Source organism: Rahnella sp. BIGb0603 (assembly GCF_024808755.1).
GTDB classification, from domain to species: domain Bacteria; phylum Pseudomonadota; class Gammaproteobacteria; order Enterobacterales; family Enterobacteriaceae; genus Rahnella; species Rahnella contaminans.
In genome coordinates, this window is sequence record NZ_JANUEX010000002.1 from 603,051 (window position 1) to 618,686 (window position 15,636).

Sequence of the window (15,636 nt, forward strand, 5' to 3'; positions counted from 1 at the left end):
AAATAAGGGCAAAATTACAACCAGACTTCGCCGTTCTCGTAGCGCAATGCCGGTTCAGCGTCCTGCGCCAGCCAGATCGGGCCATCCAGATCGACACGTTCGGCCTGAACCGCCACCGGCAGCGCGGCTTCCATGGCAATAGAAGAACCGAGCATGCACCCGACCATAATCCGCAACCCCAGACGGCGGGCTTCTTCGGTCATCGCCAGCGCTTCGGTCAGCCCGCCGCACTTATCGAGTTTGATGTTGATCATCTCGTAACGGTCGCGCAGACCGGCGATATCCGAAAGTTCGTGACAGCTTTCGTCGGCGCAGACAGGAATGGGATGCAAACAACGCACCAGATCTTTGTCATTGCCTGCCGGAAGCGGTTGTTCAATCATCGCCACGTTAAATTCGTGCAGTGCCTGAAACAGGCTGCCGAGATCTAAACCCTGCCAGGCTTCGTTGGCGTCCACGACCAGCGTCGCCAGCGGTGCTGCGGCGCGGATAGCCGCCACTTTCTCGATAATCTGCTCACGATCGAGTTTGATTTTCAGCAACTGCGCGCCACCGGCCACGGCAATCCCGGCCGCTTTCGCCATGTTTTCCAGAGAATCCAGGCTCAGCGTTTCTGCCGTAATCACCGAAACAGGCTTCGGCATATCAAGCAGTTGCCACAAGGTTTTGCCCTGTTTTGCCGCATCCAGACGCCACATTGCACAGTCGAGGGCATTGCGCGCCGAGCCGATCGGCATCACTTCCTGCAACGCTTCACGGGTCAGCCCCTCTTCAACCCGCGGACGGATCAAATCCAGCTGTTCGCAAACGCTTTGCGGGGATTCCTGATAATGCGCGGTGGGCGTGCATTCGCCGGTTGCGGTAAATTCACCGTCCGTCAGGGTCACACGTACTACCGTCACCGCGGTGCGGGTGCCGCGTGAAATCGCAAAAGGCTTAGCCAGCGGCAGTTCGGCTGACAGGAAAGTCATCTGAGTCATCAGCCGTTATCCCTGATCCATTGCGCGATGTTTTTGATGCCGAAACGCACCGGATCGGTCGCCGGAACGCCGAATTCTTCACTGATTTCGGCCAGCGCGATTTTGGCTTCTTCTTCACTCACGGCAGACGTGTTCAGCGAGAAACCGGCAATTCTGACGTCCGGGCTGGTGAGGCTGGCCGCCGCCAGATTGGTGTCCAGGCACTGGCGCAGCGTCGGCATAAACTGATGCGGCAGATGGCGCATGTGCGGGCGGCCAAGTTCATGACACATCACCAGCAAATGCGCCTGCGCGCCGTGGATCAGGCCCATGCTGACGCCTGCAAATGACGGATGATAAAGCGAACCCTGCCCTTCAATGATGTCCCAGTGATCGTCGTCATTGGCGGGTGCCAGCGCTTCAACCGCACCGGAAATAAAGTCAGCAATCACAGCATCAATCGCAATACCCGCACCGGCCACCAGCACGCCGGTCTGGCCGGTTGCGCGGAAATCGGCTTTCAAATCCAGTTCACGCATGGCAGATTCGAGCGCCAGCGAGGTATACATTTTGCCGACGGAACAGTCCGTGCCGACGGTCAGAATACGTTTACCGCTGCGCTTCTTACCGGTACCGGTATCCAGCTCAGGCTGCATATGGCGAACATCGAACAGCTGCACGTTATGCTCAGCGGCCAGTTCCACCAGCTCAGGAATATCGTTCAGCCCCTGATGCAAACCGTTCGCCACGTTCAGCCCGGCGCGGATCGCCGTTTTAATGGAATCAATCCAGTGCGCCGGTAATTTACCGCCCGAATTCGCCGTACCCAGCACCATGGTTTTTGCGCCCTGCGCCACCGCTGTGTCGATATCCAGATCCGGCAGCCCGAGGGAGACAGAGTCAGTCGCCAGACGAATTTGCCCGACGCACGCTTCAGGGCGCCAGACGTGTATCCCGCGCGCCGTTTTCGCCGCCAGCGGATCCATCACATCGCCCAGGAATAACAGGTAAGGCTTGGGTATTTGCTGCATGTCAGTTTCTCCGGAAATGAATTTTAGAATGTGTTTTAAGTCAGGCCGGAGGTCACTATTCCACGGGCGACACAACCCGGCGAATACTTGTTTAGCGCTGGGGTATAACCTCAGGCTATAGGGCTCAGTTTATTGAATTTATGGGGTTATTTATGACGTACAGGGAGAGAGGAAAAATAAACTGAGTACGGGGAATTCACGGAAAAACAGCAATAAAAAAAGGCAGAGCCAATGAACTCTGCCTTTGCGATTACCTTTTTCAGACACAGAATGGGGTAATAATTTTGTTCACTAACTTAGAAGCGGTAAGTCAGTGCAACAGCAACGATGTCGTCAGAGCTTACGCCCAGTTTGTTGTTGTCATCGATCTGGTTGATCATGTAGTCAACATAGGTGTACATGTTTTTGTTGAAGTAGTAAGTCGCACCGATTTCGAAGTATTTGACCAGGTCAGCATCGCCCACGCCTCCAACATCTTTCGCTTTAGACTGAACGTAACCGATTGACGGACGCAGACCGTTTTCGAACTGGTACTGTGCAACTAACTCATAACCCTGAGTTTTGTTTGCATAGCCGGCAGTGCCGTTAACAGTGATCGGCGCCTGGTTGCGGGTTTCGTTATACATTGCTGCCAGGTAAACCTGGTTTGCATCGTATTTCAGGCCAGTCGCCCATGCAGAAGCTTTATCGCCGCCACCGATTTGAGAGTTAGTCTGGCCATTGGTACGATCAGAAGAAGAACCTGCGATAACAGCACCGATACCGGAACCTGCGATATCTTCATAATCGATAGATGCGCCGTAACCGTCGCCGTTGCCTTTGTTGTTAGCACGGCCATCGTTTTCGTTCTTCGCCTGATATTGCAGGGCCACGTTCAGGCCAGTCACCAGACCGAAGAAGTCCTGGTTACGGTAAGTTGCGAGGCTGTTAGCACGGCCAACCATGAAGTTGTCGGAGTTAGCAGTATCACCACCAAACTCTGGCAGCATATCGGTGAAGCCCAGTGCGTCATAAACCACACCGTAGTTACGGCCGAAGTCGATAGAACCGAAATCTTTAACTTTCAGACCTGCAAAGCCCAGACGGGTTTTAGTACCGGTCGTGCCCTGGCTTTCAGCATGGTTAGCCTGAACGTTATATTCCCACTGGCCATAACCGGTCAGTGTGTCATTAATTTGTGTTTCGCCTTTAAAGCCCAGACGAACATAAGTCATGTCGCCATCAGAACCAGCGTCATCAGAGAAATAATGCTTAGCGGTTACGCGACCGTAAAGGTCCAGTTTATTACCATCTTTGTTATAGATTTCGGTTGCGTTTGCGGTAGTTCCCACTGCAATTAAAGAGACCGCTAAGGCCAACACACTGCGCTTCATCATTATTTAAGATTCCTTGATTTTTTATAAAGGATTTCTCATGCCCGCTTTATTTAAATATCTGAATATCGGGCTCTGAGTATTTGTACATGTTTTTAAATGCGTCTGTCTGTAAAACGATTTGAACCTTAACACTGAGCACAAAAAGTTAAAATGGAAAAGTTCGCCACACTAAGTCTTTTTTGAGTAAAGATATGTAACTAAATATTTCTATTATAAGTCTCTAACCCCCTGATTATATGCGGTTTTCGCATAACATTTTGCACCATTATGGTGCTACGCCTTATTTTGGTGCATTTAAGGTTTACTTTTGTAAAGCAGTTGCAAGCGGGATCACCTTTCTCAAAAGGTTTTTTACTGTTAACAATCGTTAATGAATTCACAATAGGAAAATGAGTAGTGCATTTAAATAGTGCATAGCATGGTAATTATTTTATTGATAAGTTCATTAGCAAATAAATAGAAAATGCGACCATAAGATTTTTGTACTACGCAATTTCATCTGCATTCGAACTTTTAATAAATTACCTGAGAGAAATAAAGCCAAATTGAATCTAAAAATAATTTCGCGGGTGATTGAATTGAACAAAAATGTTTATTCCTTCGTGACCGTATTGTGCTTTTTTTATTCAAAACGGGCTTTGTAAATTGTGAATATTGTTTTGCTGCGAAGGGAAGTCGTCTCAAGGGAGGAGGAATTTGCAGGTTTTTACAACAGAGGATGAGTAATACCTCTTTGCCCCCTCCTCTCTATAAAGGAGGGGGCCGCTAATTAACGAAACTGCGCGGCGTGAAGTTGTGCATAGCGCCCCCGGAGGGACAGCAGAGATTCGTGTGTGCCCTGCTCGACGATGCCTTCTTTGTCGACCACGATAATGCGGTCGGCATTCTGGATCGTCGCCAGGCGGTGCGCGATGACCAGCGTGGTTCGCCCTTCGGAAAGCTCGGCCAGCGATTGCTGAATGGCCTGTTCAGTTGCGGTATCCAGCGCAGAGGTCGCTTCATCCAGGATCAGGATCGGCGGATTCTTGAGGAAGATGCGGGCAATGGAAAGCCGCTGTTTCTGGCCGCCTGACAGTTTAACACCCCGCTCACCGATCACCGTGTCCATCCCCAGCGGCAGCGCATCAATCACATCATCAAGGCGCGCACGGCTGGCGGCCAGACGGATTTCTTCTTCGCTGGCATCCAGCTTGCCATAAGCAATATTCTCACGGATTGTGCCGCCAAACAGGAAGACGTCCTGCTGCACAATGCCGATGTTGTGGCGCAGCGAGGTTTGCGTCATATCACGGATGTCGATGCCATCGATCGTGATGCTGCCGCTGTCAATTTCATAGAAACGAGGGAGCAGCGAGCACAGCGTGGTTTTACCTGCACCGGACGGCCCGACAAACGCCAGCGTTTCACCGGCATTAATCGACAGCGTGATCCCGTTCAGAATTTTGCTGGCAGGCGTATAACCGAACACCACATTGTCATAATGAATGTCGCCGCGCAGATGGCTGACGACCTGCGCGTCCGGACGATCAACGATATCCGGCGCCGTATCGATCAGCTGCGTGAAGCGTTTAAAACCGGCAATGCCTTTCGGATAGCTTTCCAGAACCGAGCTGATTTTCGCCACCGGGCGGAAGAACACTTCCACCAGCAGCAGGAAACCCACGAAACCGCCGTAAGTCAGCTGGTCATTGATCACGTACCAGGTGCCCGCGACCATCACGATCAGCTGGACCAGACGCGTACTCAGATAACTCAGCGTCAGGCTGGCAGTCATGATCTGATAGGCTTTCAGCTTCGTCGTCCGGTATTTATCGTTGTCATGTGCGAACAGTTTTTGCTCATGTTCTTCGTTGGCGAAGGCTTTCACCACGCGGATACCGCCGATGCTTTCTTCTATACGGGCGTTGAAATTCCCCACCTGCCCGAACAGCCGCCGCCAGGTTTCTGTCATTTGCGCCCCGTAACGGCTGACCATCCAGGTCATCGCGGGCACAATAATGATGGTCATCAGCGCCAGTTGCATATGCACGGTAGCCATCAGAATAAAGGCACCAATGAAAGTCATCACCGCAATGAACACGTCTTCCGGCCCGTGGTGCGCGACTTCCCCGACCTCTTCCAGATCTTTGGTCACATGCGTAATGATATGGCCGGTTTTGGTATTGTCGTAATAACGGAAAGAGAGTTTCTGTAAATGGCTGAAAGCCTGACGGCGCATGTCAGTTTCAATCCCGACGCCCAGCGCGTGGCCCCAGTAGTTCACAATCGCCATCAGCGCGGTGTTAAACAGGTAGATCAGCAACAAGCCGACTGTCGCGCCGATGATCAGCACCCAATCATGAGCAGGCAGAAGCTTATCAATGAAAGTTTTGATCGCCATCGGAAAACCAAGTTCCAGCAATCCGGCGAGGATTGCGCATCCGAAGTCGAGGAAGAACAGTTTTTTATAAGGCGCGTAATAAGAGAAAAAACGGCGGAGCATCATGCATCCTCTAATTAAGATTACCAGCCTGTAAAGGCGAAGCGACCAGTCTAGATGAAAATTGTTATCAATCAGAGAATTTTATGTGCCTGCGTGTGAGACGCGTTCCAGGCAAACCGGCATTCTCTTTTGATCTGGTTACAAAAATCGGGGATACTGTTTAAATACACAGTAAACAATCATTGCGAAAGAATAAGGGCACGTCATGGGAGAATTTACCGGTTTTACGCAGTCTGGCCTGAACTTCCTGCAGGCGCTTCGCCAGAACAACAATAAAGAGTGGTTTGACGAAAATCGTGATATTTATCAGGAACATCTTCTCGAACCGATGCGCAAGCTGGTCGAAGATTTGAGTCAGGACATGGTCATCATTGATGATTTGTTTGAAACGCGTCCGGCGATTGGCAAAACCATTTCCAGAATGCACCGCGATACGCGTTTTTCTCACGATAAGTCAGTCTACCGCTGCAATTTGTGGCTGACCTTCAAGCGTTCCCGCAAAAACTGGACCGATGCGCCGGTGTACTTCTTTGAATTCGGTCAGGACTGGTGGCGTTACGGGTTGGGTTATTACAGCGCGTCAAAAACCACGATGGACCTTTTCCGCCAGCAGCTTCTGAAAAAGCCCGCAGAGTTTCTGGAAATGGCGAAATGCATCGAGCCGAATTTCACCATCGAAGGCGACAGTTATAAACGCCCGCTGATTAAAGATCAGGATCCGGCGCTGGCGGCCTGGTACAACAAAAAATCCTTTGCGCTGATGAGTTCCCATAGGGATATGGAGCCGGTGTTGAGCAGTGAACTGGTGGGGATTTTAAGGGCTGATTTTCTGCGCATAGCGCCGTTGTATCAGATGCTGATCGGGATCGAGGGAATGAAGAGGAATCAACTGCCCTTGGGGGAAGAGTGATGTTCATGGGCCCGCCGCCCAAACGGGCCCAACGGAGTGAGAACGTTTCAGTTTTTCACTTGCGGTGAAGGCTTAATCGGGATCGAGAAAATTTCGGTTTCTCACGGGCGGTGATCACATGGCTTTTCGCGCCGGAACCGACCAGAGGCTTATTTAAATTCAAAATCAGGCTGGCCTTAATCTTTTAGAAAAGGCAATCTGGCGCGCTCAGAAATTTTGCTGACCGAGGGTTCGAGTCCGCAAGGCTCGAAGCCCGCAGGGAAGGCACCGCGCAGCGGCAAGATTTCGCGCCACACGCCGGGATAACAGAACACGTCCGTCGACCTGGCGATAGCACACAGTTAAAAAAGCGCAGAGTCCAGAGACCCGCGCGTAAACGGGTCTTTGGTCGGTGTGGGCCGACGCCGACGCCCACGACCTTGAAGTTGAAGTTGAAGTTGAAGTTGAAGTTGAATTTAACGCCCAACTCCCCCGGTTACCTCAACCGCCATCCGAACATATATCTCCCGCAATTTCGCGGTAATATCCCCCGGTTTCCCATCTCCGATCGCCTTCCCGTTCAGGCTCACCACCGGCCAGATAAAGGTGGTGGCCGAACTGATGAAAATCTCCCGCGCAGACTGCGCCTCTTCCAGCGTGAACGGACGTTCTTCGAATCGCAGATCGTTTTGTTTCGCCAGTTCGAGCAGCGCCTGACGCGTGATCCCGTGCAGGATATGGGTGCTCAGCGGACGGGTGATGAGCGTGCCCCCGGCATCGACGATCCAGGCATTGCTGGAACTGGCTTCGGTGATCAGACCGTTTTCGACCAGCAGCGCGTCGTCCGCATCGTGTTTATGCGCGTACTCTTTGGCGAGGCACGGAGCTAACAAACCGACGGTTTTAATGTCGCGACGCTGCCAGCGGATGTCATCCACGGAAACCATACGGATGCCGGTTTGGGATTTCGGGTGATGAATCAGCGGACGGGCCTGCGTGAACATCAGGAAAGTCGGGCTGACAGTTTCGCCGGGAAAATCAAAGTCACGGTCGCCGCTGTTGCCACGGCTTATTTGCAGATAAACCGCCCCTTCGCGCAAATTATTTTCGGCGATAAGCCGGTTTTGCAGGATTTCGATTTCTTCTGGTGCGCAAGGTAGCCGCAGATCCAGCGCCTGACACGAACGCGCCAGCCGGGCGAGATGCGCGGCGTTATCCAGCAACCGGCCATTCAGGACGGCGCTCACTTCATACACCGCATCCGCAAATAAGAAACCGCGATCAAAGACAGACACCTTCGCATCCTGCTCGGCAACAAACTCCCCGTTGAGGTATACCGTTCTGGTCATGTTATTTTTCCTGGCCAAATTGAAATAGGATTTTTATTAGCTTACCTGAGTCACAGGAATAAACTGCGTGAAAACTGAGCAGGCGATGTTGACGTAACGCAGGTTTCTGGTGTCCGGCGCATAAAAAAAGCGCTCCGTTGAGCGCTTTTCAGAAAGTCACCCGAAGGTGTCACATTTCGCCTTTCTTCTTTTTATTGCGGATCACAAGCCAGCTGATCAGCGCCATCACCACACCAATAAAGATGAACCAGATGCCGAGCATCAGCTGCGGTGCCATTTCACCCGGCGGGGTTTCAGGGCTGCCCACAATCAGGCCGTGAAGCGTGGCGACAACGCCGATTACCAGTAAAATCAGGCTGTTGCGTAATAAACGACGGGCGACAGTCATAGGTTGTCTTGGAGTGGCCATCAGTGCGTCCTTGAGCAAAAAAATAATGATAAGGGCGCATAATAGCGCCCCTGATTTTTATGTCAAAACAGACTGCTCACAACTTCAGCCGGTTTTCAGCGGCGGTTGCGAACCAGCTGGTAGCGACGGGTAAGATATTCCACCGGCGCGCTCCAGATATGCACCAGACGGCAGAACGGGAACAGCAGGAATAAGGTCATCCCAAGCACCAGATGCACGCGGAAGATTAACGCCACGCCATCCAGATAGGTTGCCGCACCGCCGTGGAAAGTCACCACAGACTGCGCCCAGCCGACCAGTTTCATCATTTCGCTGCCGTCCATATGCTGCGCAGAGAACGGAATAGTACTCAACCCCAGGGCACACTGGATAACCAGCAGCGCGATAATCATGATGTCACCAAAGCTGGACGTGGCACGCACGCGCTCGTTGCTCAGACGACGCCACAGCAACATACCGCCACCGACCAGCGTCATCACCCCGCAGGCACCCCCGGCAATCATCGCCATTTGCTGTTTTACCGGCACCGGCAGGAAGGATTCGTACATCCAGTGCGGCGTCAGCATCCCGAAGGCATGACCGGCGATAATACCGAGAATACCGACGTGGAACAGCGGCGAAGCGATGCGCAGGATCTTTTTCTCAAGGATCTGACTGGAACCGGCGCGCCAGCTGTACTGGCCGTAGTCGTAACGCAGCCAGCTGCCGACCAGAAATACCGTGCCGCACAGGTACGGGTAAATATTGAAAAAGAAGTTGTTGAGGAAGTCGGTCATTTGCGTGGTTCCCCCGCAGGCATTTCATCAAGGTTCAGATACTGTGGTGCAACCGCACCGGCAAAGCGTTTCTGATGCGCGGCTTCTTCACCCGACGCACAACTTTGCTCACCGAGGAATTTGATTTGTTCCTCTTCCCAGACCGCGTCCAGCGCAGCCGGTGTGTCATCACGGGCTTCCTGTTTGATCCCTTCGCGCACGGTTTCGGTGGCGATATCACTGCCGGACAGCGCCAGCAGTAAATCAAACAGTTCGGCGTAATGGCTGTCGCGTTCCTGCAAACGGGCACTGAGCAAGGCCAGAATAGGCGCGATATCCCGCAACCCTTCGCGCGCCTGAGCTTCATCACGCGTGGTGAGGTATTCCAGATACAGCGGCAGGTAATCCGGCAGCTCGCGGCTGTCGATTTCCAGCCCGGCTTCACGGTATTGCTCCATCAGATCGACCATGGCCTGCCCTCGGTCACGGGATTCGCCGTGAACGTGTTCAAACAACAGCAGCGATGTCGCGCGGCCACGGTCAAACAAACCGGTGTACGCCGACTGCGCGTCGAGTAAATCTTTCTGGCAGAAATCCGTGATGTACAGCGCCAGATCCAGGCGCTGCTCTGAGTTCAGTTCTGCTGACTGTGTGACCGCCTCGAGAAGCTCCATCTTATGGTTCCAGAGATCTTCAGACGGATAATCGAGCAGCAGGCCGATGATGCGTAAACTGTTCATTAGCCTTTCCTTTCTGTTTTCGCGCCGATGTCGATGGCATCAATGCGTTTGCTGTTGAACAGGTTGAATTTGGTATCGCTGCCGTGACAACCGTCACCGAAGCTGAAACCACAGCCTTTGGCTTCCGGAAACGCTTCCCGGGCCTGTTCACGGTGGCTGGAAGGCACCACGAAACGGTCTTCGTAGTTGGCAATCGCCAGATAGCGGTACATTTCTTCGGCCTGCGCCGCAGACAACCCGACCTGTTCCAGCGCGCTGGTGTCCGTTACGCCTTCCACCGTTTCAGCACGTTTGAAGTGACGCATCGCCAGCATACGTTTCAGCGCACGCAGCACCGGCGCGGTGTCGCCCGCGGTCAGCAGGTTCGCCAGATATTGCACCGGAATGCGCAGGCTCTCGACATCCGGCAACACGCCGCTGTGCGGCAAAGCACCGGCGTCGGCAGCGGACTGAATCGGAGACAGCGGCGGCACATACCAGACCATTGGCAGCGTGCGGTATTCAGGATGCAGCGGCAGCGCCAGCTTCCATTCAATCGCCATTTTGTAAACCGGCGACTGACGCGCAGCGTCCATCACAGAAAGCGGAATGCCGTCTTTTTCAGCCTGAGCGATCACTTCCGGGTCGTTCGGATCGAGGAAGATGCTCATCTGGCTTTCGTACAAGTCTTTATCGTTTTCGACTGACGCCGCTTCGGCGATACGGTCGGCGTCATACAACACCACGCCAAGGTAACGAATACGACCCACGCAGGTTTCGGAACAGACCGTTGGCTGGCCGGCTTCGATGCGCGGATAGCAGAAAATACATTTTTCTGACTTGCCGCTTTTCCAGTTGAAGTAGATTTTCTTGTACGGACAACCGGTCAGGCATATACGCCAGCCGCGGCATTTGTCCTGGTCGATCAGTACGATGCCGTCTTCGCCGCGTTTATAAATCGCACCGCTCGGACAGGTCGCCACACACGCCGGATTCAGGCAGTGTTCGCACAGACGCGGCAGGTATGCCATGAAAGTGTTTTCAAACTCGCCGTACATCTCTTTTTGCATATTGGCGAAGTTCTGATCGGCAGAACGTTTGCTGAACTCCGTGCCCAGATCGTCTTCCCAGTTCGGGCCACCGGTAATTTTCTTCATGCGTTTGCCGGTCAGCAGCGAGCGCGGACGGGCTACCGGCTGATGTTTGCCGTCTTTCGCGGTGTGCAGATGCTGATAATCAAAATCAAACGGTTCGTAGTAATCATCGATTTCCGGCATGTGCGGGTTAGCGAAGATTTTATGCAGCAGATTGGCTTTGTTACCCATGCGCGGCTGCAGTTTGCCGTTGATTTTGCGGATCCAGCCGCCCTTCCATTTTTCCTGATTTTCCCAGTCGTGCGGATAACCCAGACCCGGTTTGGTTTCCACGTTATTGAACCACGCGTATTCCATCCCTTCGCGGCTGGTCCAGACGTTTTTACAGGTCACGGAACAGGTGTGGCAGCCAATGCATTTGTCGAGATTCAGCACCATGCCGACTTGTGAACGAATTTTCATTTGGCTTTCTCCTGTGACGCTACGTCCTGCACGTAGTCGTTACCTTCATCATCTAACCAGTCGATGCGGTTCATTTTGCGGACAATCACGAACTCATCACGGTTAGAACCGACGGTGCCGTAATAGTTGAAACCGTAAGACAGCTGCGCGTAACCGCCGATCATGTGGGTCGGTTTCGGGCAAACGCGGGTCACCGAGTTGTGAATACCGCCGCGCTGCTGGCTGATTTCTGAGCCCGGAATATTCACGATGCGTTCCTGCGCGTGATACATCATGGTCATCCCCGCCGGTACGCGCTGGCTGACCACCGCACGGGCGCTCAGCGAGCCGTTGGCGTTGAAAGCTTCGATCCAGTCGTTATCTTCGATGCCCAGTTTTGTGGCATCGTCTTCACTGAGCCAGACAATCGGGCCGCCGCGGCCTAAGGTCAGCATCAGCAGGTTGTCGCTGTAGGTGGAGTGAATGCCCCATTTCTGGTGTGGCGTCAGGAAGTTCAGCGCCATCTCCGGGTTGCCGTTTGGCTTCGCATTCAGCAACGGCTGCGCCGCGCGGGTGTCGATTGGCGGACGGTACACCAGCAGGCTTTCACCGAAAGCACGCATCCACGCGTGATCCTGATAAAGCTGCTGACGGCCAGAAAGCGTGCGCCACGGGATCAGCTCATGCACGTTGGTATAACAGGCGTTGTAAGAAACGTGTTCGTCTTCCAGACCTGACCAGGTCGGGCTGGAGATGATTTTGCGCGGCTGAGCCTGAATATCGCGGAAACGGATTTTCTCGTCTTCTTTATTGAGCGCCAGATGCGTATGGTCGCGGCCGGTATTTTCACTCAGCGCCGCCCAGGCTTTCACCGCCACCTGACCGTTGGTTTCCGGTGCCAGCGTCAGGATGACTTCCGCCGCATCAATCGAGGAGTTGATCATCGGCTGGCCTTTGGCGGTGCCATCCGGCTTGGTGTAGTTCAGCTTTTTCAGTAAATCGACTTCGCTGTCAGTGTTCCAGCTGATGCCTTTACCGCCGTTTCCGAGTTTTTCCAGCAATGGCCCGACTGAGGTGAAACGTTCATAGGTATTCGGATAATCACGTTCAACGGTCATCAGATGCGGCGCGGTGCGTCCCGGGATCAGGTCGCATTCGCCCTTTTTCCAGTCTTCCACGCCCAGCGGCTGCGCCAGTTCGGCGGCAGAATCGTGCTGGATTGGCAACGTCACCACATCGGTTTCCACGCCAAGATGCCCGACGCAAACCCGTGAGAATTCTCTGGCAATGCCTTTGTAGATTTCCCAGTCGCTTTTCGAATCCCACGCCGGATCCACAGCGGCAGACAGCGGATGAATAAACGGATGCATATCCGAGGTATTCATGTCGTCTTTTTCATACCAGGTCGCAGTCGGCAGAACGATGTCGGAATACAGACAGGTGCTGGACATACGGAAATCAAGCGTCACGACCAGATCCAGTTTGCCTTCACCGCCCTGCGCCTGCCATTCGACTTCTTCCGGCATCACGCCGCCCTGAATGCCCAAATCTTCTCCCTGAATACCGTGTTCGGTGCCCAGCAGATATTTCAGCATGTACTCGTGGCCTTTACCGGAAGAACCCAGCAGGTTGGAGCGCCAGACGAACAGGTTACGCGGGAAGTTCTGCGGGTTGTCCGGTTGTTCCGCGGCGAAACGCACGCTGCCGTCTTTCAGGGCTGCGACGGTGAAAACTGCCGGAGACTGACCGGCGGCTTTCGCCTGTTCCGCGATGTGCAGCGGGTTAACGTTGAGCTGCGGCGCAGACGGCAACCAGCCCATACGTTCGGCGCGCACGTTGAAATCAATCATGCTGCCGGTGAATTTGGATTTATCCGCCAGCGGGGATAACAGTTCCTGCGGCGCGACGGTTTCATAACGCCACTGGCTGGAATGGTTATAGAAGAACGAGGTGCTGTTCATGTGGCGTGGCGGACGCTGCCAGTCAAGGCCAAACGCCAGCGGCTGCCAGCCGGTTTGCGGACGCAGTTTTTCCTGTCCGACGTAGTGAGCCCAGCCACCACCGCTCTGCCCCACACAGCCGCAGAAGATCAGCATGTTGATCAGGCCGCGGTAGTTCATGTCGAGGTGATACCAGTGGTTCATCCCGGCGCCGACGATGATCATCGAACGGCCATGCGTTTTGTTGGCGTTATCAGCAAATTCGTTAGCAATACGCACGATGTTCTGCTGCGAAACGCCGGTGATTTTCTCGGCCCAGGCTGGCGTATAGGCTTTAATTTCGTCAAAGCTTTGCGCGCAGTTTTCATCATTCAGGCCGCGTTCAATGCCGTAGTTCGCCAGCGTCAGGTCGTAAACACTGGCGACCAGACCGGTGCTGCCGTCAGCCAGTTGCAGGCGTTTCACCGGCAGTTTGTGCATCAGGATTTCATCCAGCGCCACGCTGTTGAAATGCTCGCTGACCGCGCCGCCGAAGTACGGATAACCGACGTTCACAACTTCATCGTGATTATCAAGCAGGCTCAGTTGCAGACTGACGTCTTTATGATCTTTCCCTTCGCGGGACTCCAGATTCCACTGGCCCTTTTCGCCCCAGCGGTAACCGATGGAACCTAACGGAGACACCAGCTCGCCAGTGTTTTCGTCAAAGGCGATGGTTTTCCACTGCGGGTTATTTTCCTGACCGAGGTTGTCCACCAGATCAGACGCACGCAGCATTCGGCCTGCGGCGTACGAACCGTCTTCACGCGGTTCAAGCATCACCAGCATCGGCATATCGGTGTAACGACGCACGTAGTCGGTGAAGTACTGGCTCGGATTATCGATATGGAAGGATTTGAGGATCACATGGCCCATTGCCAGCGCCAGCGCGCTGTCGGTGCCTTGTTTCGGTGCCAGCCACTGGTCGCAAATCTTGGCGATTTCGGCGTAATCCGGTGTTATGGCGACCGTTTTGGTGCCTTTGTAGCGCACTTCGGTAAAGAAATGGGCGTCCGGCGTACGGGTCTGCGGAACGTTCGAACCCCAGGCGATAATATAAGAAGAGTTGTACCAGTCGGCCGATTCCGGCACGTCGGTCTGCTCACCCCAGGTTTGCGGAGAAGCCGGTGGCAAATCGCAATACCAGTCGTAAAAGCTCAGACACACGCCGCCGATCAGCGACAGATAACGTGCGCCGGACGCGTAGGACACCATCGACATCGCCGGAATGGGCGAGAAACCGATAATACGGTCTGGCCCGAAAGTCTTGGCGGTATAAACGTTAGAGGCCGCAATCAGTTCATTCACTTCCTGCCAGCTCGAACGGACAAAACCGCCGCGACCACGTGCGGCTTTATATTCTTTGGCTTTCTCCGGCTGATTAATAATCGAACCCCAGGCATCGACCGGATCGCTGTGTTTCAGTTTGGCTTCACGCCATAACTGGATCAGCTTTTTGCGCATCAGCGGATATTTCAGGCGGTTTGCGCTGTAGAGATACCAGGAATAACTGGCACCACGCGGGCAACCGCGCGGCTCGTGGTTCGGCAAATCCGGACGGGTGCGCGGATAGTCTGTCTGCTGGGTTTCCCAGGTAACCAGACCGTTTTTGACGTAAATCTTCCAGCTGCATGAACCGGTGCAGTTAACACCGTGCGTGGAACGGACCACTTTGTCGTGCTGCCAGCGGCTGCGGTAGCCGTCTTCCCAGTCACGATTGGTATTCAGCGTCTGGCCATGGCCGTCAGCGAAAGGTTCAGCTAGCTGTTTGAAATAGCGAAACCGGTCAAGAAACTTGCTCATCCGGGACTCTCCTGTGCAAAGGCCTGAGGCGCTTTGTCATTATGTGAATGGCGGGGAATACAACTTCATTGCTCACGTTGGCCTCAGGGTATGCACCCCACACGCGCGCCTACTTGATTGCGATCAACGCCTTCGCGTCATGTATTTATTTACATAACGCCAGATACCCCCAAAGAGGTATAAAATTCATTGCATATAACTTTATGATTAATAAATAATAATTTCATAAGGAGAACAAAAATGAGAGGAGGAAGCCCTCAGGAGGAAAATTGGGGGTAAGGGAGTCTGAATGTGACAGTATTGTGAAATCACGCAGGAGGATATTGTATTTACGCCGATGTCTGGCGTAA

At 53.5% G+C, this 15,636-nt stretch carries 11 protein-coding genes; 1 reads left to right on the forward strand and 10 read right to left on the reverse strand.

Translation table 11 applies throughout. The annotated features are described in order from the left end of the window. Window positions 1–14 precede the first annotated feature (14 nt). From dgcA to M2403_RS07815, 4 genes are all read right to left on the reverse strand, one after another. Entirely contained in the window at window positions 15–980 is a 966-nt protein-coding gene (gene dgcA, locus M2403_RS07800) for an N-acetyl-D-Glu racemase DgcA (protein ID WP_165057833.1), read from the reverse strand. Further along, window positions 980–1,990 (reverse strand): N-acetyltransferase DgcN, encoded by a 1,011-nt coding sequence (dgcN, locus tag M2403_RS07805; protein WP_152327022.1) that lies wholly within the window; start codon window positions 1,988–1,990, stop codon window positions 980–982. Before dgcN ends, dgcA begins: the two co-directional genes overlap by 1 nt. Before the next feature lie 296 nt (window positions 1,991–2,286). Continuing rightward, complete coding sequence (locus M2403_RS07810; protein WP_276529189.1) at window positions 2,287–3,366, reverse strand: porin; 1,080 nt, start codon at window positions 3,364–3,366, stop codon at window positions 2,287–2,289. A gap of 769 nt (window positions 3,367–4,135) precedes the next feature. Next, window positions 4,136–5,848, reverse strand: coding sequence for an ABC transporter ATP-binding protein (locus tag M2403_RS07815; RefSeq protein WP_208952010.1), 1,713 nt, complete (start codon window positions 5,846–5,848; stop codon window positions 4,136–4,138). A 205-nt stretch (window positions 5,849–6,053) separates the two neighbouring features. Between M2403_RS07815 and M2403_RS07820 the strand changes: the two genes are divergently transcribed. Then, window positions 6,054–6,758: a DUF2461 domain-containing protein gene (locus tag M2403_RS07820; RefSeq protein ID WP_152327020.1), complete on the forward strand. Its 705-nt coding sequence runs from the start codon at window positions 6,054–6,056 to the stop codon at window positions 6,756–6,758. 455 nt (window positions 6,759–7,213) lie between these two features. Here the strand turns inward: M2403_RS07820 and M2403_RS07825 are convergent, their stop codons facing one another. The 6 genes from M2403_RS07825 to M2403_RS07850 form a co-directional block, all read right to left on the reverse strand. Beyond that, window positions 7,214–8,086 carry a D-amino-acid transaminase gene (locus M2403_RS07825; protein ID WP_152327019.1) on the reverse strand — a complete coding sequence of 291 codons (873 nt, stop codon included), beginning with the start codon at window positions 8,084–8,086 and terminating at the stop codon, window positions 7,214–7,216. A gap of 169 nt (window positions 8,087–8,255) precedes the next feature. After that, entirely contained in the window at window positions 8,256–8,495 is a 240-nt protein-coding gene (locus tag M2403_RS07830) for a hypothetical protein (RefSeq protein ID WP_152327018.1), read from the reverse strand. A gap of 95 nt (window positions 8,496–8,590) precedes the next feature. After that, complete coding sequence (narI, locus tag M2403_RS07835; protein ID WP_208952000.1) at window positions 8,591–9,271, reverse strand: respiratory nitrate reductase subunit gamma; 681 nt, start codon at window positions 9,269–9,271, stop codon at window positions 8,591–8,593. Further along, window positions 9,268–9,990 (reverse strand): nitrate reductase molybdenum cofactor assembly chaperone, encoded by a 723-nt coding sequence (narJ, locus tag M2403_RS07840; RefSeq protein WP_165057839.1) that lies wholly within the window; start codon window positions 9,988–9,990, stop codon window positions 9,268–9,270. Before narJ ends, narI begins: the two co-directional genes overlap by 4 nt. Beyond that, window positions 9,990–11,525 carry a nitrate reductase subunit beta gene (gene narH, locus M2403_RS07845; protein WP_259228875.1) on the reverse strand — a complete coding sequence of 512 codons (1,536 nt, stop codon included), beginning with the start codon at window positions 11,523–11,525 and terminating at the stop codon, window positions 9,990–9,992. The genes narJ and narH overlap by 1 nt, the downstream gene beginning before the upstream one ends. Continuing rightward, a complete protein-coding gene (locus M2403_RS07850) occupies window positions 11,522–15,286 on the reverse strand; it encodes a nitrate reductase subunit alpha (RefSeq protein WP_259228876.1) in 3,765 nt (1,254 codons plus the stop codon). The genes narH and M2403_RS07850 overlap by 4 nt, the downstream gene beginning before the upstream one ends. Window positions 15,287–15,636 lie beyond the last annotated feature (350 nt).

What these genes read in the sequence shown, in the direction of transcription:
- dgcA (WP_165057833.1), bottom strand. Translation starts at nt 980, where the DNA reads ATGACTCAGATGACTTTCCTGTCAGCCGAACTGCCGCTGGCTAAGCCT.
- dgcN (WP_152327022.1), bottom strand. Translation starts at nt 1,990, where the DNA reads ATGCAGCAAATACCCAAGCCTTACCTGTTATTCCTGGGCGATGTGATG.
- M2403_RS07810 (WP_276529189.1), bottom strand. Translation starts at nt 3,366, where the DNA reads ATGATGAAGCGCAGTGTGTTGGCCTTAGCGGTCTCTTTAATTGCAGTG.
- M2403_RS07815 (WP_208952010.1), bottom strand. Translation starts at nt 5,848, where the DNA reads ATGCTCCGCCGTTTTTTCTCTTATTACGCGCCTTATAAAAAACTGTTC.
- M2403_RS07820 (WP_152327020.1), top strand. Translation starts at nt 6,054, where the DNA reads ATGGGAGAATTTACCGGTTTTACGCAGTCTGGCCTGAACTTCCTGCAG.
- M2403_RS07825 (WP_152327019.1), bottom strand. Translation starts at nt 8,086, where the DNA reads ATGACCAGAACGGTATACCTCAACGGGGAGTTTGTTGCCGAGCAGGAT.
- M2403_RS07830 (WP_152327018.1), bottom strand. Translation starts at nt 8,495, where the DNA reads ATGGCCACTCCAAGACAACCTATGACTGTCGCCCGTCGTTTATTACGC.
- narI (WP_208952000.1), bottom strand. Translation starts at nt 9,271, where the DNA reads ATGACCGACTTCCTCAACAACTTCTTTTTCAATATTTACCCGTACCTG.
- narJ (WP_165057839.1), bottom strand. Translation starts at nt 9,990, where the DNA reads ATGAACAGTTTACGCATCATCGGCCTGCTGCTCGATTATCCGTCTGAA.
- narH (WP_259228875.1), bottom strand. Translation starts at nt 11,525, where the DNA reads ATGAAAATTCGTTCACAAGTCGGCATGGTGCTGAATCTCGACAAATGC.
- M2403_RS07850 (WP_259228876.1), bottom strand. Translation starts at nt 15,286, where the DNA reads ATGAGCAAGTTTCTTGACCGGTTTCGCTATTTCAAACAGCTAGCTGAA.